General features: G+C 65.5%; 19 protein-coding genes and 1 pseudogene. 11 read left to right on the forward strand and 9 right to left on the reverse strand.

Annotated elements, in window-relative coordinates; translation table 11 throughout:
- Positions 1-62: 62 nt before the first annotated feature.
- Positions 63-539: a hypothetical protein gene (locus RBJ75_RS20300; protein ID WP_044405304.1), complete on the reverse strand. Its 477-nt coding sequence runs from the start codon at positions 537-539 to the stop codon at positions 63-65.
- Between the two features lie 109 nt (positions 540-648).
- Positions 649-2188, reverse strand: a pseudogene (locus RBJ75_RS20305) (YifB family Mg chelatase-like AAA ATPase).
- 201 nt (positions 2189-2389) lie between these two features.
- On the opposite strand from RBJ75_RS20305, the gene RBJ75_RS20310 reads away from it, so the two are divergent.
- The gene (locus tag RBJ75_RS20310) at positions 2390-3448 is read left to right on the forward strand and encodes a sensor domain-containing diguanylate cyclase (protein ID WP_044405302.1); all 1059 of its coding nucleotides are present in this window, start codon (positions 2390-2392) and stop codon (positions 3446-3448) included.
- A 20-nt stretch (positions 3449-3468) separates the two neighbouring features.
- On the opposite strand, the gene gshB is transcribed toward RBJ75_RS20310, so the two are convergent.
- Genes gshB through rsmI form a run of 3 tightly spaced genes read right to left on the reverse strand, consistent with a single transcriptional unit; the run spans position 3469 to position 5810 of the window.
- On the reverse strand, positions 3469-4410 hold the full coding sequence (gene gshB / locus RBJ75_RS20315) for a glutathione synthase (protein WP_044405300.1): 942 nt from the start codon (positions 4408-4410) through the stop codon (positions 3469-3471).
- Between the two features lie 55 nt (positions 4411-4465).
- Positions 4466-4873, reverse strand: a complete 408-nt coding sequence (locus RBJ75_RS20320) for a YraN family protein (protein ID WP_044405298.1) — start codon at positions 4871-4873, stop codon at positions 4466-4468.
- The gene (rsmI, locus tag RBJ75_RS20325) at positions 4860-5810 is read right to left on the reverse strand and encodes a 16S rRNA (cytidine(1402)-2'-O)-methyltransferase (RefSeq protein WP_044405296.1); all 951 of its coding nucleotides are present in this window, start codon (positions 5808-5810) and stop codon (positions 4860-4862) included. The genes RBJ75_RS20320 and rsmI overlap by 14 nt, the downstream gene beginning before the upstream one ends.
- A 181-nt stretch (positions 5811-5991) precedes the next feature.
- Here rsmI and RBJ75_RS20330 point away from each other — a divergent pair, with 181 nt between their 5' ends.
- Entirely contained in the window at positions 5992-7188 is a 1197-nt protein-coding gene (locus RBJ75_RS20330; protein WP_044405295.1) for a penicillin-binding protein activator, read from the forward strand.
- A gap of 156 nt (positions 7189-7344) precedes the next feature.
- Here the strand turns inward: RBJ75_RS20330 and hemW are convergent, their stop codons facing one another.
- From hemW to rph, 3 genes are all read right to left on the reverse strand, one after another.
- The gene (hemW, locus tag RBJ75_RS20335) at positions 7345-8502 is read right to left on the reverse strand and encodes a radical SAM family heme chaperone HemW (protein WP_276156451.1); all 1158 of its coding nucleotides are present in this window, start codon (positions 8500-8502) and stop codon (positions 7345-7347) included.
- Between the two features lie 94 nt (positions 8503-8596).
- Complete coding sequence (rdgB, locus tag RBJ75_RS20340) at positions 8597-9223, reverse strand: RdgB/HAM1 family non-canonical purine NTP pyrophosphatase (RefSeq protein WP_044415992.1); 627 nt, start codon at positions 9221-9223, stop codon at positions 8597-8599.
- A gap of 49 nt (positions 9224-9272) precedes the next feature.
- Positions 9273-9992 (reverse strand): ribonuclease PH, encoded by a 720-nt coding sequence (gene rph, locus RBJ75_RS20345; RefSeq protein WP_044415990.1) that lies wholly within the window; start codon positions 9990-9992, stop codon positions 9273-9275.
- A 154-nt stretch (positions 9993-10146) separates the two neighbouring features.
- Between rph and hrcA the strand changes: the two genes are divergently transcribed.
- The gene (gene hrcA, locus RBJ75_RS20350; protein ID WP_044415988.1) at positions 10147-11235 is read left to right on the forward strand and encodes a heat-inducible transcriptional repressor HrcA; all 1089 of its coding nucleotides are present in this window, start codon (positions 10147-10149) and stop codon (positions 11233-11235) included.
- A 96-nt stretch (positions 11236-11331) separates the two neighbouring features.
- Complete coding sequence (grpE, locus tag RBJ75_RS20355) at positions 11332-11937, forward strand: nucleotide exchange factor GrpE (protein ID WP_044415986.1); 606 nt, start codon at positions 11332-11334, stop codon at positions 11935-11937.
- Between the two features lie 15 nt (positions 11938-11952).
- Here the strand turns inward: grpE and RBJ75_RS20360 are convergent, their stop codons facing one another.
- Positions 11953-12894 (reverse strand): hypothetical protein, encoded by a 942-nt coding sequence (locus RBJ75_RS20360; RefSeq protein ID WP_044415984.1) that lies wholly within the window; start codon positions 12892-12894, stop codon positions 11953-11955.
- Between the two features lie 408 nt (positions 12895-13302).
- Here RBJ75_RS20360 and dnaK point away from each other — a divergent pair, with 408 nt between their 5' ends.
- The 7 genes from dnaK to dapB all read left to right on the forward strand — a co-directional run bounded on the left by dnaK (position 13303) and on the right by dapB (position 19768).
- Complete coding sequence (dnaK, locus tag RBJ75_RS20365) at positions 13303-15204, forward strand: molecular chaperone DnaK (RefSeq protein ID WP_044415980.1); 1902 nt, start codon at positions 13303-13305, stop codon at positions 15202-15204.
- 183 nt (positions 15205-15387) lie between these two features.
- Complete coding sequence (dnaJ, locus tag RBJ75_RS20370) at positions 15388-16521, forward strand: molecular chaperone DnaJ (protein ID WP_044415978.1); 1134 nt, start codon at positions 15388-15390, stop codon at positions 16519-16521.
- Positions 16522-16615: 94 nt separating this feature from the next.
- Positions 16616-17218, forward strand: a complete 603-nt coding sequence (locus RBJ75_RS20375; RefSeq protein WP_276156452.1) for a class I SAM-dependent methyltransferase — start codon at positions 16616-16618, stop codon at positions 17216-17218.
- 42 nt (positions 17219-17260) lie between these two features.
- Entirely contained in the window at positions 17261-17839 is a 579-nt protein-coding gene (locus RBJ75_RS20380) for an NADPH-dependent FMN reductase (RefSeq protein ID WP_044419112.1), read from the forward strand.
- Between the two features lie 6 nt (positions 17840-17845).
- Complete coding sequence (pyrF, locus tag RBJ75_RS20385; RefSeq protein ID WP_044419110.1) at positions 17846-18556, forward strand: orotidine-5'-phosphate decarboxylase; 711 nt, start codon at positions 17846-17848, stop codon at positions 18554-18556.
- Between the two features lie 25 nt (positions 18557-18581).
- Positions 18582-18884 carry a DUF1330 domain-containing protein gene (locus tag RBJ75_RS20390; RefSeq protein ID WP_276156453.1) on the forward strand — a complete coding sequence of 101 codons (303 nt, stop codon included), beginning with the start codon at positions 18582-18584 and terminating at the stop codon, positions 18882-18884.
- Positions 18885-18952: 68 nt separating this feature from the next.
- A complete protein-coding gene (dapB, locus tag RBJ75_RS20395; RefSeq protein WP_276156454.1) occupies positions 18953-19768 on the forward strand; it encodes a 4-hydroxy-tetrahydrodipicolinate reductase in 816 nt (271 codons plus the stop codon).
- Positions 19769-19781: the final 13 nt, after the last annotated feature.

Below are 19781 nucleotides of genomic sequence, written 5' to 3' on the forward strand. Positions count from 1 at the left end.
TGCAAAGTGCTTGATCACCGCAATGTTTGGCAGGCGCCCGTGCCAATACGGTTGATCGAACGTTAAGAGCCGCCAGCGATCGAGGCGGTGGTCATCCGCGAGTCCGCGTCCTCGGCGCCGACCACCAGCGCCGCCGCATCCTGCGCGGTGAAAGCCTGCGAGCTGACGTAAACCCGATAATCGGCATTGTTGTCGCGGGTCAGATAGATCAGCGGGGCCGCATTGGACCGCGCCGTGATCGCGACCAGCCGGGTTGCCGCCGTGACCCGGCAGGCCTCGCTGTCGGTCGCAGCCGAATCGTCGGTGACGGCGAAATCCGCGGCGGCGGCATCGTCAACGATCTGAACCCGAACAGTGGCGAGCCGCGGATCGTCGGTGAAGCCGACGCGCCGTTGCGCCTGCCAAACCGAGGACGTGAGCTGGACCGAATGATCGCCGAGCACGATGCAGGGCGCGGGGCCGGGCATCAATGTGCTGCGTGCGAACACGCCGGCAATCAGCAACGGAATGGCCGAGGCGAGAATCTTGAAACGCAACATGACGCGTTACTCTGCATGGCGGCCCGATACGCAGGCCTATGGTTTGCAGAGGGTAAACAAAAGTCGTTACCACGAAGTTGACGTGCGGATGGCCGTTAACCACGCGCGCTCAGGCGGCGCGCTTGAGGTCCTCGGCCAGCGCGCGATAGGACAGCGCCTCGGCCAGATGCAGCCGGCCGATGGTGTCGGCGCCAGCGAGGTCGGCCAGCGTGCGGGCGACGCGAAGGACACGATGATAGCCGCGCGCCGACAGCCGCATGGTTTCGGCGGCGTCGCGCAGCAGCTTGAGGCCGGCCTGATCCGGCTGCGCGATGGTCTCCAGCACCGAAGCGGGCGCCTCGGCGTTGGTGCGGATCTGCGGCAGGCCGGCTGCGAGATAGCGTGCGCGCTGGATGTCGCGCGCCGCGGCGACGCGGGCCGCGACCTCGGCCGAACCTTCCGCCGCCGGCGGCAGGATCAGATCCGCGGCGGTCACCGCCGGGACTTCGATGCGCAGATCGATGCGGTCCATCAGCGGCCCGGAAATCCGCGCCTGGTAGTCGGCGCTGCAGCGTTCCAGCCGGCCGCGCTTGCAGGCATAGCCGGGCTCGTAAGCATGGCCGCAGCGGCAGGGATTCATCGCCGCGATCAGCATGAAGCGGGCCGGATAGGTGACGCGATGATTGGCCCGCGACACCGCGACCTCGCCGTTCTCCAGCGGCTGGCGCAGCGAATCCAGCACCCGGGCGTCGAATTCCGGCAGCTCGTCGAGGAACAGCACGCCCTGATGCGCCAGCGACACCTCGCCGGGCCGGGCGCGGATGCCGCCGCCGGTCAGCGCCGCCATGCTGGCGGAGTGATGTGGCGCGCGGAATGGCCGCCGCGCGGTCAGCGCGCCGTCGCGGATCTCGCCCGCGACCGAGGCGATCATCGACACTTCGAGCAATTCGGCGGGCTGCAGCGGCGGCAGGATCGAGGGCAAGCCTCGCGGCCAGCATCGACTTGCCGGCGCCGGGCGAGCCGATCATCAACAGATGATGCCCCCCGGCCGCGGCGATCTCCAACGCGCGCTTGGCGCTTTCCTGGCCTTTGATATCGCGCAGGTCGAGCGGCGAGGGCTCCGCCTCATGGACGCGCGGCTGCGGCCGGCCGAGCAGTTGCGTGCCCTTGAAGTGGTTGGCGATCTGGATCAGCGAATTGGCCGCGATGATCTGGATGTCGGGACTGGCCCAGGCCGCTTCCGAGCCGCAGCTGGCGGGACAGATGAGCCCCTCATCGCGGGCATTGGCGGCAATCGCCGCCGGCAGCACGCCGGCCACCGGCGCGATCGAGCCGTCGAGCCCCAATTCGCCGAGCACGGTGAAGCCCGCCAACGCATCCGCCGGAATCGCGCCGATCGCCGCCATCAGCCCGAGTGCGATCGGCAGGTCGTAATGGCTGCCTTCCTTTGGCAGGTCGGCCGGGGCCAGATTGACGGTGATGCGTCGCGCCGGCAGCGCCAGACCGGAGGCGATCAGCGCCGAACGAACCCGTTCGCGCGCTTCCGACACCGCCTTGTCGGCGAGGCCGACGACCGCGAAGGCCGGCAGGCCCGGAGATACCTGGACCTGCACATCGACGGTCCTTGCCTCGATGCCTTCAAACGCCACGGTGGAAACGCGCTGGACCATGCTATGCTCCGCTGCGGCGAAATTATCCCAAGGCGCCGGGTCTCGCAAGAACAATTCAGGAACAGTCGTCCGTCCCGCGTCGTTTGGGAGACGTGGAAGGCGGCGCTTGACGACACCTAAATACCTTGCCTCGACATTAAATCTTAAAGATTCACTATGCAGGCTTAGTCCCGGTCTTTCTTGCTGGCTCGATTCAAATCCATGTCCGATCAATCTGACCAGCCACCGGTTTCCAGCGACGCCGAGGTGATCGCCGCCTTGCGGGCACAGCTGCAGGATCAGGCGGAGAAGCTGCGCGAACAGACCGCGTTGCTCGCCCATAGCCGGAAGATTTTCGATCGCGCCTCGGCCGCTGCACGAATCGGCGTGTGGGAGTGCACCCTGCCCGACGAGACGCTGGTGTGGACCGACGTGGTCTATGACATTTTCGATCTTCCGCGTGGATCGGAGCTCGAACGCGGCGAAATGCTGAAATGCTATCCGGACGACTCCGCCAGGGAACTGCACAAGCGGCGCAGCATCGCCATCGAGCAATGCAGCGGCTTCAGCCTCGATACCGAGATCGTGACCGTCAAGGGCAACCGGCGCTGGATCCGGATCACCGCCAGCGTGGAATCCGTGGACGGCGTCGCGGTCCGCATCTTCGGCATCAAGCAGGACATCACCGACGAGAAGATTCTCGCCGACCGCAATCGCTATCTCGCCGAGGTCGATGCGGTCACCGGGCTGGCGAACCGCAGCCGGTTTCAATCCGTGCTACTGGAAGAACTCGATCCCAACGCGGACGCCGGCAAGCCGTTCGGCGCGCTATTGTTGATCGATCTCGACGAGTTCAAGGCGGTCAATGACAGCTTCGGTCACGCCGTCGGCGACGAATGCCTGAAGCAGGCCGGGCAACGCATTCGCAGCGCCTGCGGTGACGCCAGGCTGGTGGCGCGAATCGGCGGCGATGAATTCGCGGTGATTCTCGGCGCCCGTCTGCAATTCGCGGACATTTCCGAAGCCGCCCGCGCCATCGTCGAGAAGATGCGCTCGCCGATCGCCTTGCACGGCCACCGGCTTCAGCTCGGCGTGTCTGTCGGCATCGCGCTGGTGGACGGCTGCACACCCGACCAATTGTTCATGATGGCGGACGCAGCGCTCTACGCCGCCAAAGCCGCCGGCCGCAACACCTTCCGGATTCACAAGCCCGGAACGGGCAGGACGTTCGCGCCTGTCGTGACGCCGCCCAGGAGCGGACCGGCGTCGGTCCGCGCCTGAGCGTGGAAACGGCGGAGCGCTCATCTTCGCTTGGTTTCGATCACGTCCCAGATCATCGCCGCGACATCGGGGCCGCCGAGCTTGGCGATGGCGCGGATCCCGGTCGGCGAGGTGACGTTGATCTCCGTCAGATGGCCGTCGATGACGTCGATGCCGACGAACAGCAAACCGCGCTCGCGCAGATGCGGCCCGAGCCGGGCGCAGATCTCGCGTTCGCGCGGGCTGAGGTCGGTCGCAGCCGCTGCCCCGCCGCGCACCATGTTGGAACGCAGATCGTCCTGCGCCGGCACGCGGTTCACGGCGCCGGCGAATTCGCCGTCGACCAGGATGATGCGCTTGTCGCCATGCTTGACCTCGGGAAGAAAGCGCTGGATCACCCAGGGTTCGCGGAATGTCACCGAGAACATGTCGTAGAGCGAGCCGAAATTCATGTCCTGCGGCAGCACCCGGAACACCGCGGCGCCGCCATGGCCGTGCAGCGGCTTCATCACCACCGCGCCGTGCTCGGCACGAAACGAATTGATCTCCTCGAGGTCGCGGCTGATCAGCGTCGGCGGCATCAGGTCGGCGAAGTCCATCACGAAGATCTTTTCCGGCGCGTTGCGGACACTGGCCGGATTGTTGACCACCAAGGTCTCGGGATGGATCCGCTCCAGCAGATGCGTGCTGGTGATGTAAGCGAGGTCGAACGGCGGATCCTGGCGTAGCAGCACCACGTCGAAGCCGCGCATGTCGGTGCGCACCGTTTCGCCGAGGGTAAAGTGGTCGCCCAGCTCGTCGCGCACGCTGAGCGGCTGGACATTGGCGACGACGTCGTTGCCGCGCAGCGATAATTTGTCGGGCGTCAGATAGGACAGCGCGTGACCGCGCTTCTGTGCCTCCAGCAACAGCGCGAATGTCGAATCGCCGCGAATGTTGATTCGCGCGATGGGGTCCATCTGGACGGCGACCTTCAATGTCATGCTGGATATCCGGGGTTCTTGATGATGGGGGAAGGCGATGCGGCGGTGATCGGCGTCAGCTGCTGGCGTCGAAGGCCGCGGGGAGATGGCGGGGGGCGTGGTTCGGCGCGATCAGCAGCGCGTCGAATCGCAGCTCGCAATCGGCATGTTCGGGATGCGCCATCAGCCAGGCGCGGGCGGCGTCGATGATGCGTTGTTGCTGGCGCGGCGTCACCGCATAGGCGGCGTCGTCGAGCCGGGCGCGGGCCTTGACCTCGACGAAGGCCACCAGATTGTGGCGCTGTGCCACCAGGTCGATCTCGCCATAGCGGGTCTTGAAGCGCTGCGCCAGAATGCGATAGCCGTCCGCCAACAGATGCGCCGCGGCGCGGGCTTCGGCGGACAGGCCGGTGCGAAAGGCGGCGACGCGTTCCGGAGCTGCGGCGCGCGGCGGCATTGCTGACTGTTTCCTAGCCTTCGCCATCGCCGTCCTCGGCTTCGCCCAGTCTGGTCAATTCGAGCGCACGGGCATAGATCTCGCGGCGTGGCAGTCCCGACGCTTCGACGGTTTGCGCCACCGCGTCCTTGACGCTGTTATGCTTCAAGGCCGCGCGCAGCAATTCGTCAAGTTGATCGGGCGCCATCCCGGCATCGACCGCCGGGGGGCCGATCACCACGACGAATTCGCCGCGGGTCTCGAGCGCCGCGGCACCCTGCGCCAATTCGGCGATCGGACCGCGCCGCACCTCTTCATGCAGCTTGGTGAGTTCGCGGCAGACCGCCGCCTCGCGCTCGCCCATGATCTCGGCCAGGTCATGCAGGCTCTTCTCGATCCGGTTGCCGGATTCGAACAGCACCAGCGTGGCGTCGATTCGTGCCAATTCGGTCAGCCGGGCGCGGCGGGCGCCCTGCTTGGAGGGCAGAAATCCGTCGAAGAAGAACCGGTCGGTCGGCAACGCCGCCACCGCCAGCGCGGTCAGCACCGAGGACGGCCCCGGCAACGCGATCACCTGATGCCCGGCGGCGCAGACTTCGCGCACCAGCTTGAAGCCGGGATCGGAAATCAGCGGCGTGCCGGCGTCCGACACCAGCGCGACCGAGCCGCCCTGCGCCAGCTTCTCCAGGATCTTCGGCCGCGCCATTGTGGCGTTGTGTTCGTGATAGGGTTTCAGCATCGCCGCGATGCCGTATCGTTCGGTCAGCCGATGGGTGATTCGGGTGTCTTCGCAGGCGATGACATCGACCCCGGCCAGGGTCTCGAGCGCGCGCAGGGTGATGTCGCCGAGATTGCCGATCGGGGTTGCCACCAGATGCAGGCCTGGCGCCGCGCGCGGGGCGGACAGCACGTGGCCGGCGACCAGGAATGTCCGGGCGGGCGCCGTGGGCTCCGCAGTCGGGGAGATGGCAGGTTTGGTTCGCATCGGCGCAATCTAGAAGGATTTCCACAAAAGCGCACAGCGGAATTGCGCGATTGGGCCCGGAAGCGTAAACTTTTGTTTTGGTTAATCATTCGCCGATATTTTGGTGACGTCGAAAACCATCTCCGGATTCTCGGGGGTTGAAAACCGGGCCGACCACGGGTTGGCCGATGCAAGAGAAGCCATGGTGAATTCGCACGATCCGAAAGCGCAAGGCCTGCGAACGACGCGTCGGACGGCCGTCGGGCTCATCCTTGGCGCGCCGCTGCTCGGCGCCTGCGCCGGGGTCCAGCAGTCCTTCACCGGTCCGTTCAGTCAGGAAGCCGCGCCAGCGCCCGCGCAGCAGCCGCTCTCGGTCGGCAACGGCAAGGTCAAGGTCGGGCTGCTTCTGCCGCTGTCGGCGCCGGGAAATGCCGGCGTTGCGGCGCAATCGATGAAAAATGCCGCCGAGATGGCGCTGGCCGAGTTCCAGAATCCCGATATCCAGCTGCTGATCAAGGACGACGCCGGCAATCCGCAGGGCGCCCAGGCCGGTGCCCAGCAGGTGCTCGACGAGGGCGCCGAGATCATTCTCGGACCGCTATTCGCGGCCTCGGTGCCGGCCGCCGCCCAATTGGCGCGGACGCGCGGGGTGCCGATGATCGCGTTTTCCACCGATTCGAGCGTCGCCGGTCGCGGCGTCTATCTGTTGAGTTTCCTGCCGGAATCAGACGTCAACCGGATCGTCACCTATGCGTCCAGCATCGGGAAGCGCTCATTCGCGGCATTGTTGCCGGCCAATGCCTATGGCTCCGTGGTCGAGGCCGCCTTCAAGCAGGCCGTCGCCCGCAAGGGCGGCCGGGTCGTGGCTTTCGAAAAATACGGTGCCGACCGCGCCGGCCCGGTGCGCAATGTCGCACAGGCGCTCGGCAGCGCGGATTCGCTGTTGCTGGCCGATGACGGCGACGCGCTGGTCTCGGTGACCGATCAGTTGACTGCCAGCGGCGCTAATCTTAAGCGGGTGCAATTGCTCGGCACCGGCTTGTGGGACAATCCGCGGGTGCTGGCTGCGCCGGCCTTGCAGGGCGGCCTCTATGCGGCGCCGGATCCATCCGGTTTCCGCGCCTTTTCGGCGCGCTACCGCGCCAAATACGGTCAGGACCCGGTGCGCACCGCGACGCTGGCCTATGACGCGGTCGCGCTGGTCGCGGCCTTGGCCCGAACCCAGGGTACCAAGCGATTTGCGCCCGAAGTGCTGACCAATCCGTCGGGCTTTGCCGGCATCGACGGCCTGTTCCGGTTCCGTAACGACGGCACCAATGAGCGTGGCCTGGCGGTGATGCGCGTGGAGACTGGCGGCGCCCAGGCTGCGGCCGGTTCGCCGAAGAGTTTCGGGGCGTAATACCAACGCACTTTGCCGTTGACTCATCAATTTGGTCATGGCCGGGCTTGTCCCGGCCATCCACGTCTTTGATCCGGCATTGCTGTCAAGGCGTGGACGCCCGGCACAAGGCCGGGCACGACGAACGAGAGGCAACGACCGTTGATATAACGCTGCTCAGGCCGCCAGGTCAGCCACCACCGCGTCGAGCACCGGGAAGCCGGATTGCGTCACCCGCAGCCGGCCATTGCTGTCGACCACGATCGCGCCTTCGTCACGCAGCACCGCGATCCGGGCCGGATCGAGTGCGCGGCCGCTCAGCGCCTGATAGCGCCGCGGATCGATGCCCTCGGCCAGTCGCAGCCCCATCAGCAGGAATTCGTCGGCCCGCTCTTCGCTGTTGAGAACATCGTCGACGATGACGCCATGACCGCCGGCCTCGACCCGCATCAGCCAGGCTTCGGGCCGTTTCTCGGTGGCGATGGCGTGGCGCGCGCCATTGATATCGAGCCGGCCATGGGCGCCGGGGCCGATCCCGGCATATTCCTGGCCGCGCCAATAGACCAGATTGTGTTTGCAGGCCGCACCCGGCCGGGCGTGATTGGAGATCTCGTAGGATGGCAGCCCGAGTTCGGCGCAGACGTCCTGCGTCACGTCGTAAAGCACCCGCGCGGTGGCCTCGTCCGGGATCTTCAATTTGCCGGCCCGGTGCAGCGCGAAGAACGGCGTCTCGGCCTCGATGGTCAGCTGATACAGCGACAGATGTTCGGCCGCCTGCCCGATCGCCTGGCGCAATTCGGCTTCCCACATCGCCGGAGTCTGGTCGGGACGGGCATAGATCAGGTCGAATGAATAGCGATCGAATACGCTACGCGCGATCGCGACCGCGTCCATCGCCTCGCGCGCGCTGTGCAGGCGCCCGAGCGCTTTCAGCGAGGCGTCGTCGAGCGCCTGGACGCCGAGCGAGACCCGGTTGACGCCGGCGGCGCGATAGCCGCGAAACCTCGTCGCCTCGACGCTGGTCGGATTGGCTTCCAGCGAGATCTCAGCATCGGGCGCGATGCGCCAATGCTTGCCGATCGCGTCGAGAATCGCGCCGACGGTTTTCGGCTGCATCAGCGACGGCGTGCCGCCGCCGAGGAAGATCGAGGATACTTCGCGTCCCGGCGTGCGCGCAGCGGTGGTCTCGATCTCGCGGGCGAAGGCGCGGGCAAAGCGCTCCTCGTCGATCGGGGCATGGCGAACGTGGCTGTTGAAATCGCAATAGGGGCATTTCGACAGGCAGAACGGCCAGTGGATATAGACGCCGAAGGCGGTGTCGGGTGAATTTGTCATGGCCGGGCTTGTCCCGGCCATCCACGCCTTGGTCGCCGCCAAGGCGTGGATGCCCGGCACGAGGCCGGGCATGACGAATTGTAAAAGGCGCCGCTCACAGGCAGATCTCCGCCAGTTTGACGAAGGCGCGGGCGCGGTGCGACAGGCCGAGCCCAAGCGGCGGCAGGCCGTGCTTTTCGATGCTGGTCATCTCGCCGAAGGTGCGATCATGGCCGTCGGGCAGGAAGGTCGGATCATAACCGAAGCCGGCGGTGCCGCGCGGCGGCCAGACCAAGGTTCCTTCGACCCGTCCCTCGACTTCCTCGACATGGCCATCTGGCCAGGCGACGCACAGCGCCGAGACGAAATGCGCGCTGCGCTGCCCCGGCTTGGTGGCGCCGCGCTCCTGCAGCAGCCGTTCGATCCGCATCATCGCGGCGCCAAAATCCTTGGTCTCGCCGGCCCAGCGCGCCGAATAGATCCCCGGCGCGCCGTCGAGCGCATCCACCACCAGGCCGGAATCATCAGCGAAGGCAGGCAGTTGCGATGCCTTGGCGGCGGCCTGCGCCTTGATCGCCGCATTGCTGCGGAAACTGTCGCCGGTCTCGTCGGGCTCGGCGAGGCCGAGCTCGCCGGCCGAGATGGCCTCGATGCCGTAAGGCGCCAGCAATTCGCGCATCTCGGCGAGCTTGCCGGGATTATGGGTCGCGATCACGAGCTTGCCGCTGATTCGACGATACATGATCAGCCCAGGCTAGCAGGTTGCGGTGGAACGGCGCGACAAGGATGGCTCACGCCACCGCCATTTTCTGCAGATCGACCAGCCGGGCCACGCCCTTTTTCGCCAGCGCCATCAGCGCCAGGAACTCGTCCTGCGAAAACGGTACCTTTTCGGCGGTTCCCTGGACCTCGATGATACGGCCATCGCCGGTCATGACGAAATTGGCGTCGGTATCGGCCTCGGAATCCTCGGCATAATCCAGATCCAGTACTGGAGTACCGTTGTAGATGCCGCAGGAGATCGCCGCGACATTGTCGCGAATCACATTGCCGGTGCCCTTGAGCATGTTGCGGCTCTTCATCCAGGCGATGCAGTCGGCCAAAGCCACCCAGGCGCCGGTGATCGAGGCGGTGCGGGTGCCGCCGTCAGCCTGGATCACGTCGCAATCGACGGTGATCTGGCGCTCGCCGAGCGCTTCGAGATCCAGCGTCGCGCGCAGCGAGCGGCCGATCAGCCGCTGAATTTCCACGGTGCGGCCGTTCTGCTTGCCGGCGGCGGCCTCGCGACGGGTGCGTTCCAGCGTGGCGCGCGGCAGCATGCCGTATTCGGCGGTGACCCAGCCGCGGCCCTGCCCCTTCAGCCACGGCGGCAGCCGCTCTTCCAGGGTAGCGGTGACCAGCACATGGGTGTCGCCGAATTTCACCATGCAGGAGCCCTCGGCATATTTGACGACACCGCGTTCCAGCGATACGGCGCGCAATTCGTCTGGCGCACGGCGGCTTGGCCGCATGGGGAATCCTCCGAAAATACAGGAAAAGCTGATCTCGCGGTGCTTTTAGGGGGCCAGCGCCGCAGCGGCAAGGGCCGCGGCCGGCAATCGGCGTAATGCCTGCTTGTAACCGGACCCCGGCATCGACAAATTAGCAGCTTCACGGAGGTTCTCCTTGGCTCATCACGAACACATCGGCCTGATCGCCCCGAATGCCGGGCTGGCGCAGCTCAACGAGCGGTCGCGAGAGATCTTCCGGCAGATCGTCGAGAGCTATCTGGCCACCGGCGAGCCGGTTGGTTCGCGCAACATCTCGCGCCTGATCACGGTGCCGCTGTCGCCGGCCTCGGTGCGCAATGTGATGTCGGATCTCGAGCAGCTCGGCCTGATCTATGCGCCGCACACCTCCGCCGGCCGGCTGCCGACCGAGCTTGGCCTGCGATTCTTCGTCGACGCGCTGATGCAGGTCGGCGATCTGACCGAGCCGGAGCGGCAATCGATCCAGGCCCAGCTCAATTCGGTCGGCAAGGCGCAGTCGGTCGAGGCGGCGCTCGGCGAGGCGCTGACGCGCTTGTCCGGCCTGACCCGGGCGGCGGCGGTGGTGCTGACCGCGAAATCCAATTCACGGCTCAAACACATCGAATTCGTCCGGCTCGAGCCGGAGCGCGCGCTGGTGGTGCTGGTGGCCGAGGACGGTCAGGTCGAGAACCGGGTGCTGATGCTGCCGCCGGGCGTGCCGTCCTCGGCGCTGACCGAGGCTTCGAATTTCCTCAATGCGCGAATCCGCGGCCGCACCTTGGCGGAGGCTCGGCTCGAACTCGAGACCATGCTGACGCAGGACCGCGCCGAACTCGATCAACTGACCCAGAAGGTGATCGCCGCCGGCATCGCCAGCTGGTCCGGCGGCGACACCGACGACCGCCAGCTGATCGTGCGCGGCCACGCCAATCTGCTCGAGGATCTCCATGCGCTCGACGATCTCGAACGGGTGCGGCTGTTATTCGACGACCTCGAGACCAAGCGCGGCGTCATTGATCTGCTCGGCCGCGCCGAGCGCGCCGAGGGGGTGCGAATTTTCATCGGCTCGGAGAACAAGCTGTTCTCGCTGTCCGGCTCCTCCACCATCATCGCGCCCTATAGTGACGGCGCCGGGCATATCGTCGGCGTTCTGGGCGTGATCGGGCCGACCAGGCTCAATTACGCGCGGGTGATCCCGATGGTGGATTACGCCGCCCGGATCGTCAGCCAGATGCTCGGCGGCTGAGCCCGGACGCCCGCCGCGCTTGATTTTGGCAGCGCAAACACGATATCCCGGCAAGCCCACCCCATCGATCGAGATCAATTTTCAGAAGGTAGCGTGATGACCGATTCCAACGGACAGAAGGAAAACCTCGAGCAGGCGGCGCAGGCTGCCGAGCCGGTGGTCTCCAAGCCGTACATCATGCCGGACGATCCGGAAGAAGGGGCGAACGAAGCGCTGGTCCGCGAGGCCGCCGAAGCCCGTGACAAGATGTTGCGAACGCTGGCCGAGATGGAAAATCTGCGCAAGCGCACCGCGCGCGAGGTGGCCGACGCCCGGACCTACGGCATCGCTGCATTTGCGCGCGACGTCGTCGACATCGCCGACAATCTGCAGCGCGCGCTCGACGCGGTGCCGGCGGAAGCCAAGGCTTCGGCCGATCCGGGCCTGAAAGCCCTGATGGAGGGCGTCGAATTGACCGAGCGGTCGATGCTCAATGCGCTGGAAAAGAACGGCGTCAAGAAATTCAATCCGCAGGGCGAGAAGTTCGATCCGAACTTCCAGCAGGCGATGTATGAGGTCCCGGATTCCACGGTTCCGCCCGGCACCGTGGTGCAGGTCGTGCAGGCCGGTTTCACCCTCGGCGAGCGCGTGTTGCGTCCCGCTCTCGTGGCGGTGTCGAAAGGCGGGCCGAAGCCGGCACCGACGACCGATACCGAGGCCTGATTTCAGCAGCCTGGGTCAGCGCGGCTCTAGGCCGTCGCGCACCGCTCGAAACCGCGGGAACGCCTTCGACCACTGGTCCCGCGGCGAACTGGCGATAATCCGGATCGCGACGTTGCCGCCGCCGAATCGCAGCCATTGCACCACCCGAACCGGGGTGTTGTCCTTGCCGCTGACGGCGTCGATCCGGGTCTCGTAGCCGGGGGCACCGTCGATCCGCACCGGCTCGGACATCGTAATGCGGCCCTCGCGCAGGCCGGGGATGAGGCCCGCCGATTGCTGTGCGAACCGGCCGCGATCCTCCGATCTTTCCGGCGCCGAGCCGATCAGGCCCAGCACTATGAACGGCGCGGCCTCGACGCCGGTTTCGTCATCGCCGTCGGCCAGCAGCAGCGCCGCCCCGGGCGCCAATGTCCGCACCGTCTTGAACCCGCTCAACTCGCTGACCTTGAACGGCATCAGCGCCAGCTGCTCGGCGACAGGAACCTGCTGGCGCACCGCCACGGTGGCGAACATCCGCTTCACGGCGTCTTCCGAATAGGTCTTGGTCTCGGAATCGGCGATCTGCACCGCGACATAGCCGGAAAACGTTTTGCCGCCCGACACGATCAAGGAGTAGCGGCGGACTTTGTCGGGGCCGGCCTTGCCGTCCTCCGCGGAATAATAGCCCGGGCCGGCGGCGGTTGCGATGCTCTGCGGCTTGACCGCGCCGGCATCGGCAGGAGCCGCCTTGGAGGCCTCCTCCACTTCGGCGAAGGCCTTCGCAGGCAGCTCCGCCAGCAACACTTTGACGCCATTGTCCGGGCTCTCGAAGCCGACAAAGGTCGACGCCGGAACCAGCCCGTCCATCGGCGTCATCCCGACGCGGATGCCGCGCGGATAGGTCGGATCGGCGGCGAAGGCCGGGCTGACGGCGGCGGATAGCAGAACAAACGCGACGAGACGTGCAATGTGTTTCATGAATTTCTACTGAGTTTGCATTGCGGCCGTTCGATGGTCGCGATCTGCATGTCATTCGCGACAAATACGATTGCCGCAACTCCCATGGTTTCCTGACCGGGGTGCCAGATCAAGCTTTGAAAGCGCGGCCTGGCACGAATGTCGGCCTCCGGGCTGGTGTATTTTGGTGCGGCGCGGCAAGCTCGTCGCGGCCGATCGAACCGATCGGGCCGACCCAGCCGCCGATCGAGCCGGCTCAGCCCGCAATGATTTCGTGAACCAAGCGCGCCACGGTCCTTGCGGGCCTCACCCCCCCTCCTATATGAGGCAAGACCACCGCGACATCGCGAGAAATTTAATATTGGGGGTTTGGATTGGTGCGCCGTCAGGGCCCGGCCAACCTGCCGCAAAAAGAAGGATGTGAGGACCATGGGAAAGGTCATTGGGATCGATCTCGGCACTACCAATTCCTGCGTCGCCGTCATGGACGGCAAGAACTCGAAAGTCATCGAGAACGCCGAGGGCATGCGAACGACGCCGTCGATTGTCGCCTTTAGCGACGATGGCGAACGCCTGGTCGGCCAGCCGGCCAAGCGCCAGGCGGTGACCAATCCCGAGCGCACCATTTTCGCGGTGAAGCGCCTGATCGGCCGCCGCTACGACGATCCGACCGTGGAGAAGGACAAGAAGCTCGTCCCCTACAAGATCGTCAAAGCCTCCAATGGCGACGCCTGGGTCGAGGCCGACGCCAAGACCTATTCGCCCTCGCAGGTCTCGGCCTTCATTCTGCAGAAGATGAAGGAGACCGCGGAGGCCCATCTCGGCCAGAAGGTCGATCAGGCCGTCATCACCGTTCCGGCTTACTTCAACGACGCCCAGCGCCAGGCCACCAAGGACGCCGGCAAGATCGCCGGCCTTGAAGTGCTGCGCATCATCAACGAGCCGACTGCAGCCGCGCTGGCCTATGGTCTGGACAAGACCAAGACCGGCACCATCGCGGTGTACGATCTCGGCGGCGGCACTTTCGACGTCTCGATCCTGGAGATCGGCGACGGCGTGTTCGAGGTGAAGTCGACCAATGGCGACACCTTCCTGGGCGGCGAAGACTTCGACATGCGTCTGGTCAGCTACCTCGCCGACGAATTCCAGAAGGAGCAGGGCATCAACCTGCGCAACGACAAGCTGGCGCTGCAGCGGCTGAAGGAAGCCGCCGAAAAGGCCAAGATCGAATTGTCGTCGACGACGCAGACTGAGATCAACCTGCCGTTCATCACCGCGGATCAGTCCGGTCCGAAGCATCTGACCATGAAGCTGACCCGCGCCAAGTTCGAAGCGCTGGTCGACGATCTGGTGCAGAAGACCATCGAGCCCTGCCGCAAGGCGCTGAAGGATGCCGGCCTCACCGCCGGCGAGATCGGCGAAGTGGTGCTGGTCGGCGGCATGACCCGCATGCCCAAGGTCCAGGAAGTGGTCAAGCAGCTGTTCGGCAAGGAGCCGCACAAGGGCGTCAACCCGGATGAGGTGGTCGCCATCGGCGCCGCGATCCAGGCCGGCGTGCTGCAGGGCGACGTCAAGGACGTGCTGCTGCTCGACGTCACCCCGCTGTCGCTGGGCATCGAGACGCTGGGCGGCGTTTTCACCCGCATCATCGATCGCAACACCACGATCCCGACCAAGAAGAGCCAGGTGTTCTCGACCGCCGAGGACAACCAGAACGCCGTGACCATCCGCGTATTCCAGGGCGAACGCGAAATGGCGGCCGATAATAAGATCTTGGGCCAGTTCGACCTGATGGGGATTCCGCCGTCGCCGCGCGGCATGCCGCAGATCGAAGTCACCTTCGACATCGACGCCAACGGCATCGTCAATGTCTCGGCCAGGGACAAGGCCACCGGCAAGGAACAGCAGATCCGGATCCAGGCCTCCGGCGGCCTATCGGAAGGCGACATCGAGAAGATGGTCAAGGACGCCGAGGTCAACGCTGCCGAAGACAAGAAGCGTCGCGAGGCGGTGGACGCCAAGAACCACGCCGATGCGCTGGTGCATACCACCGAGAAGGCGCTGGCCGAACACGGCTCCAAAGTCGAAGAGAGCGAGCGTCGCGCCATCGAGGACGCGCTGGGTGACCTGCGCGAAGCCCTGAAGGGCAACGACGCCGAGGCGATCAAGGCCAAGGCGAACACGCTGTCCCAGGCGTCGATGAAGCTCGGCGAGGCGATGTACACCCAGCAGGCCGAAAGCGACGCCGCCAAGGACGCCGCCAAGGATGACGTGGTCGACGCCGAGTTCACCGAAGTCGACGACGACAAGAACACCAAGAAGTCGGCTTGATCGTTAGGATCCGCGGGCGATGACTCCTGATCTTGGTCACGTCGTCTTGGTCACATCGTCACCCCCGGGATTGACCCGGGGGGCCATCTTCCAAAATCGATGGATGGCCGGGCCTTCGCCGCGCCGAAGGGGTTTCGGCCCCGCAGGCGGGGCAAGCCCGGCCGTGACAGTTGAGAAGTTCTGATGTCCTCCACCAAGCGTTGCTACTACGAAACTCTTGAAGTCGACCGAAGCGCGGACGAGTCCAGCCTGAAGGCGGCGTTCCGCAAGCTGGCGATGAAATGGCATCCGGACAAGAATCCGGGTGACGCCTCCAGCGAAGTGCGCTTCAAGGAAATCAACGAAGCCTATGAAGTGCTCAAGGACGGCGACAAGCGCGCCGCCTATGACCGCTTCGGCCATGCGGCGTTCGAGCAGGGCGGCGGCGGCCCCGGCTTCGGCGCCGGCTTTGCCTCGTCGTTCTCTGATATTTTCGAGGATCTGTTCGGCATGGCCGCGCAGCGCGGCGGCCGCGGCAATGGCCGCGAGCGCGGCGCCGACCTGCGCTACAATATGGAAATCACCCTCGAGGATGCCTTCCTCGGCAAGACGGCGCAGATCGAGATTCCGGTCTCGGTGATCTGCGAATCCTGCTCGGGGACCGGCGCCAAGGCTGGTACCAAGCCGAAGACCTGCTCGACCTGCGGCGGTGCCGGCCGGGTCCGCCAGGCCCAGGGTTTCTTTACACTTGAACGGACCTGCCCCGGCTGTCAGGGCCGCGGCCAGATGATCGAGGATCCGTGCCCGTCCTGCGCGGGCGCCGGCCGGGTGACCCGGGAACGGACGCTGTCGGTCAATATTCCGCAGGGCGTCGAAGACGGTACCAGGATCAGGCTCGCCGGCGAAGGCGAGGCCGGGGTTCGCGGCGGCCCGTCGGGCGATCTCTATATTTTCCTGTCCTTGGCTGCCCATCAATTCTTCCAGCGCGACGGCGCCGACCTGCATTGTCTGGTGCCGATCTCGATGGTCACCGCCGCGCTTGGCGGCGATCTCGACGTGCCGACCATCGACAAGGGCAAGACCAAGGTGAAGGTGCCGCCGGGGACTCAGACCGGCCGGCGTATTCGGATCGCCGCCAAGGGCATGCCAGTGCTGCGCTCGCGGCAGATGGGCGACATGTACGTCCAGGTCGCGGTCGAGACGCCGCAGAACCTCACCAAGAAACAGCAGGAACTGCTGGCCGAATTCGAGAAATTATCCTCCGGCGCGACGCAACCGGAAACCGCCGGCTTCTTCACCAAGGTCAAGGACTTCTTCGGAACTCGCAGCACTCCCTAAGCGTCTAACTTGACCCGCTACTTCGCTGGCTATACTTGTTCGTGTAACAAAAATTTGACATTCGGCCGAATACCTCCCCCGGTTTGGTATCTAAATGGCTTTGCAACCATCTGTTCGTGCGTTGAAGAAGCCATCCCGTCTTGATGACGAGGTTCGCTTTCTTCGGTCTTGGATGGAGAAGCCACTGCATATGGGTGCGGTGATGCCGTCCGGGCGGTTTCTCGCCCGCACCATGGCGGCTTATGTCGATATCGATGGCACCGGCCCGGTGATCGAGCTCGGGCCAGGTACCGGCGCCATCACCAGCGCCTTGGTCGAGCATGGGGTGGACCAGAAGCGTCTGGTGCTGCTCGAATACAATCCGAGTTTTTGCGTGTTGCTGCGCGATCGCTATCCGCTGGCCACCGTGGTCCAGGGCGACGCCTATCGGCTGCGCGACGCGCTATGGCAGATTCTGGAGCAGCCGGCGGCCGCAATGGTGTCGGGGCTGCCGCTGGTCACCAAGCCGATGCTCACCCGCATGCGGCTGATCCGCGACGCCTTCAACCTGCTCGAGCCGGGCGCCCCCTTCGTGCAATTCACCTATTCGGTGACCCCGCCGATTCCGAAATCGTTGCCGGGTGTGTCCACCGAGGCCTCGGAGCGGATCTGGATGAATATTCCCCCCGCGCGGGTCTGGGTGTATCGCAAGGGCTGATCTTCTCCGCCAATGGCGGACCAAGCCCCTGTGAGCGAACCGATGCCCGCCGTCAAAATCCTGATCATTCCCGGCTCGCTGCGCAACGGCTCGCTCAATGCAAAGCTGGCCGCGGCGGCGGCGTATGAATTCGCCCGCGCCGATGTCGACGTGACGCAGCTGTCGCTCGGCGACTATCCGCTGCCGATCTATGACGGCGACCTCGAGGCCAATTCCGGCGTGCCGCAGCATGCGGTCAGTCTCAAGCGGATGATCGGCGCCCATCAAGGCGTGCTGCTGGTCAGCCCGGAATATAATTCCTCGGTGCCGCCGCTGCTGAAAAACGCCATCGACTGGGTCTCGCGCGTGAAAGATCCCCATGAGACCCAAGGTCAGGTGTTTCGCGAGCGCGCCTTCGCGCTGGCCGCGGCCTCGGAAGGCAGGCTCGGCGGATCGCGTTGCCTCGCGGCGCTGCGCCTGATCCTGAGCGGCTGCCGCGCGCCGGTGATTCCCAATCAAGTCGCACTGTCCTTCGCCGATCAGGCCTATGACGAGATGGATCATCTGAAGCATCAGGCCGACAGCGACGCGCTGAAGGCGATGGTGCGGCAGTTGATCGAATTCGCCCAGCAATTGAAATGAGAACCAATGCCTGACGTCACCCTTGCCGCCCGCGACCGGCTGATCGTCGCGCTGGATCTGCCGAGCACTGACGCCGCGCAGGCGATGATCGCCCGGCTCGGCGATAGCGTGACGTTCTACAAGATCGGCTATCAGCTGGCCTATGCGGGCGGCCTGCCGCTGGTGCGCGGGCTTGTCGACTCCGGAAAGAAAGTATTCGTCGATCTCAAGCTGCACGACATCGGCAACACCGTCGCGCGCGGGGTCGAGAGCTTGAGCGCGCTCGGCGCCAGCTTTCTCACCGTCCACGCCTATCCGCAGACCATGCAGGCCGCGGTCGCGGCGCGCGGCGATTCCGGGCTGAAGATTCTCGCCGTCACGGTGCTGACGTCCTATGACGACGCCGATCTAGAGGCGGCGGGCTATCGGCTCGGCGTCTCCGATCTGGTCGAGCTGCGGGCCCGGCAGGCCCGTGAGGCCGGCGTCGACGGGCTGGTATGCTCGCCCGAAGAGGCCGCCGACCTGCGCAACATCATTGACGCCCAGATGCAGCTGGTGACGCCGGGGATCCGGCCCGCCGGCAGCGCCGCGGGCGACCAGAAGCGGATCATGACGCCTTCGCGCGCGATCGCCGCCGGCGCGGATTATCTGGTGGTCGGGCGGCCGATCGTCGAGGCATCCGATCCGAAACAGGCCGCCGAGGCGATCGTCGCCGAGATCGCGTCGGCGCGCCGATAATCAACGCTCAAAAGGGGAGAAGCAGATGGCTAAGGGATATTGGATCGCGCGCGTCGATGTCGCCAATATGGACGGTTACAAGGAATACGTCTCCCAGAACGGCCCGGTGTTCAAGCAATACGGCGCCAGGTTCCTGGTGCGCGCCGGCGAATACGAGGCCATGGAAGGCTCGTCGCGTTCGCGCAATGTGGTGATCGAGTTCAAGGACTACGAGACCGCGCTCGCCTGCTACCATTCGCCGGAATATCAGCGGCTGGTGGCGATCCGCAAACCCCATGCCGAAAACGATCTGGTGATCGTCGAAGGCTATGACGGCGCGCAGCCGTAACCGGCGGATCGGTTGCCGCTGCGGTTCAGGCCCGCTATACCCGCCGCAAAGTCTGAGGATCGCACAATATGCCCGACATGCGTCTGATCGTTGCCGGAGCCGGCGGCCGGATGGGCCGCGCCTTGATCCGTGCCATCGCGGAGACCAAGGGCGCGGTGCTGAGCGGCGCGCTCGAGGCGCCGGGCTCGCAATGGCTGGGCAAGGATGCCGGCACGCTGGCCGGCCTGCCGGAAAACGGCATCAAACTGTCCGGCGACCTGTGGTCGCTGGCGGCGCATGCCGACGGCATTCTCGATTTCACCGTGCCGGCCGCGACGCTCGCCAATGTGGCGATCGCCGCCGAGCGCGGCATCGTCCATGTGATCGGCACCACCGGATTGTCGGCCTCGGACGACGCGGTGATCAAGAGCGTGACCAAGCAGGCCGTGGTGGTGAAGTCCGGCAATATGAGCCTCGGCGTCAATCTGCTGGCGGCGCTGGTCAAGCGCGTGGCGCGCACGCTCGACGACGGGTTCGACATCGAGATCGTCGAAATGCATCACAAGGCCAAGATCGATGCGCCGTCCGGCACCGCGCTGCTGCTCGGCGAGGCCGCCGCCGCCGGCCGCGACGTCAAGCTCGCCGAACATTCGGCGCGCGGCCGCGACGGCATCACCGGCGCCCGCAAGGCCGGCGACATCGGCTTTGCCAGCCTGCGCGGCGGCACCGTGACCGGCGATCACACCGTGATCTTCGCCGGCCCCTATGAGCGGATCGAACTCAGCCACAAGGCCGAGGATCGCATGATCTTCGCGCATGGCGCGTTGCGGGCCGCGCTGTGGGCGCATGGCCAAAAGCCCGGACTGTATTCGATGGCCGACGTGCTCGGCCTTGGTGACATCTAATCAGCATCGGAAT

The organism is Rhodopseudomonas sp. BAL398 (assembly GCF_033001325.1).
In the GTDB taxonomy this organism is placed as follows: Bacteria; Pseudomonadota; Alphaproteobacteria; order Rhizobiales; family Xanthobacteraceae; genus JARJEH01.

What these genes read in the sequence shown, in the direction of transcription:
- dnaJ (WP_044415978.1), top strand. Translation starts at nt 15,388, where the DNA reads ATGTCCTCCACCAAGCGTTGCTACTACGAAACTCTTGAAGTCGACCGA.
- hemW (WP_276156451.1), bottom strand. Translation starts at nt 8,502, where the DNA reads ATGACAAATTCACCCGACACCGCCTTCGGCGTCTATATCCACTGGCCG.
- dnaK (WP_044415980.1), top strand. Translation starts at nt 13,303, where the DNA reads ATGGGAAAGGTCATTGGGATCGATCTCGGCACTACCAATTCCTGCGTC.
- RBJ75_RS20375 (WP_276156452.1), top strand. Translation starts at nt 16,616, where the DNA reads ATGGCTTTGCAACCATCTGTTCGTGCGTTGAAGAAGCCATCCCGTCTT.
- RBJ75_RS20300 (WP_044405304.1), bottom strand. Translation starts at nt 539, where the DNA reads ATGTTGCGTTTCAAGATTCTCGCCTCGGCCATTCCGTTGCTGATTGCC.
- RBJ75_RS20310 (WP_044405302.1), top strand. Translation starts at nt 2,390, where the DNA reads ATGTCCGATCAATCTGACCAGCCACCGGTTTCCAGCGACGCCGAGGTG.
- pyrF (WP_044419110.1), top strand. Translation starts at nt 17,846, where the DNA reads ATGCCTGACGTCACCCTTGCCGCCCGCGACCGGCTGATCGTCGCGCTG.
- RBJ75_RS20330 (WP_044405295.1), top strand. Translation starts at nt 5,992, where the DNA reads ATGGTGAATTCGCACGATCCGAAAGCGCAAGGCCTGCGAACGACGCGT.
- rph (WP_044415990.1), bottom strand. Translation starts at nt 9,992, where the DNA reads ATGCGGCCAAGCCGCCGTGCGCCAGACGAATTGCGCGCCGTATCGCTG.
- RBJ75_RS20390 (WP_276156453.1), top strand. Translation starts at nt 18,582, where the DNA reads ATGGCTAAGGGATATTGGATCGCGCGCGTCGATGTCGCCAATATGGAC.
- gshB (WP_044405300.1), bottom strand. Translation starts at nt 4,410, where the DNA reads ATGACATTGAAGGTCGCCGTCCAGATGGACCCCATCGCGCGAATCAAC.
- RBJ75_RS20380 (WP_044419112.1), top strand. Translation starts at nt 17,261, where the DNA reads ATGCCCGCCGTCAAAATCCTGATCATTCCCGGCTCGCTGCGCAACGGC.
- rsmI (WP_044405296.1), bottom strand. Translation starts at nt 5,810, where the DNA reads ATGCGAACCAAACCTGCCATCTCCCCGACTGCGGAGCCCACGGCGCCC.
- grpE (WP_044415986.1), top strand. Translation starts at nt 11,332, where the DNA reads ATGACCGATTCCAACGGACAGAAGGAAAACCTCGAGCAGGCGGCGCAG.
- rdgB (WP_044415992.1), bottom strand. Translation starts at nt 9,223, where the DNA reads ATGTATCGTCGAATCAGCGGCAAGCTCGTGATCGCGACCCATAATCCC.
- dapB (WP_276156454.1), top strand. Translation starts at nt 18,953, where the DNA reads ATGCCCGACATGCGTCTGATCGTTGCCGGAGCCGGCGGCCGGATGGGC.
- RBJ75_RS20320 (WP_044405298.1), bottom strand. Translation starts at nt 4,873, where the DNA reads ATGGCGAAGGCTAGGAAACAGTCAGCAATGCCGCCGCGCGCCGCAGCT.
- RBJ75_RS20360 (WP_044415984.1), bottom strand. Translation starts at nt 12,894, where the DNA reads ATGAAACACATTGCACGTCTCGTCGCGTTTGTTCTGCTATCCGCCGCC.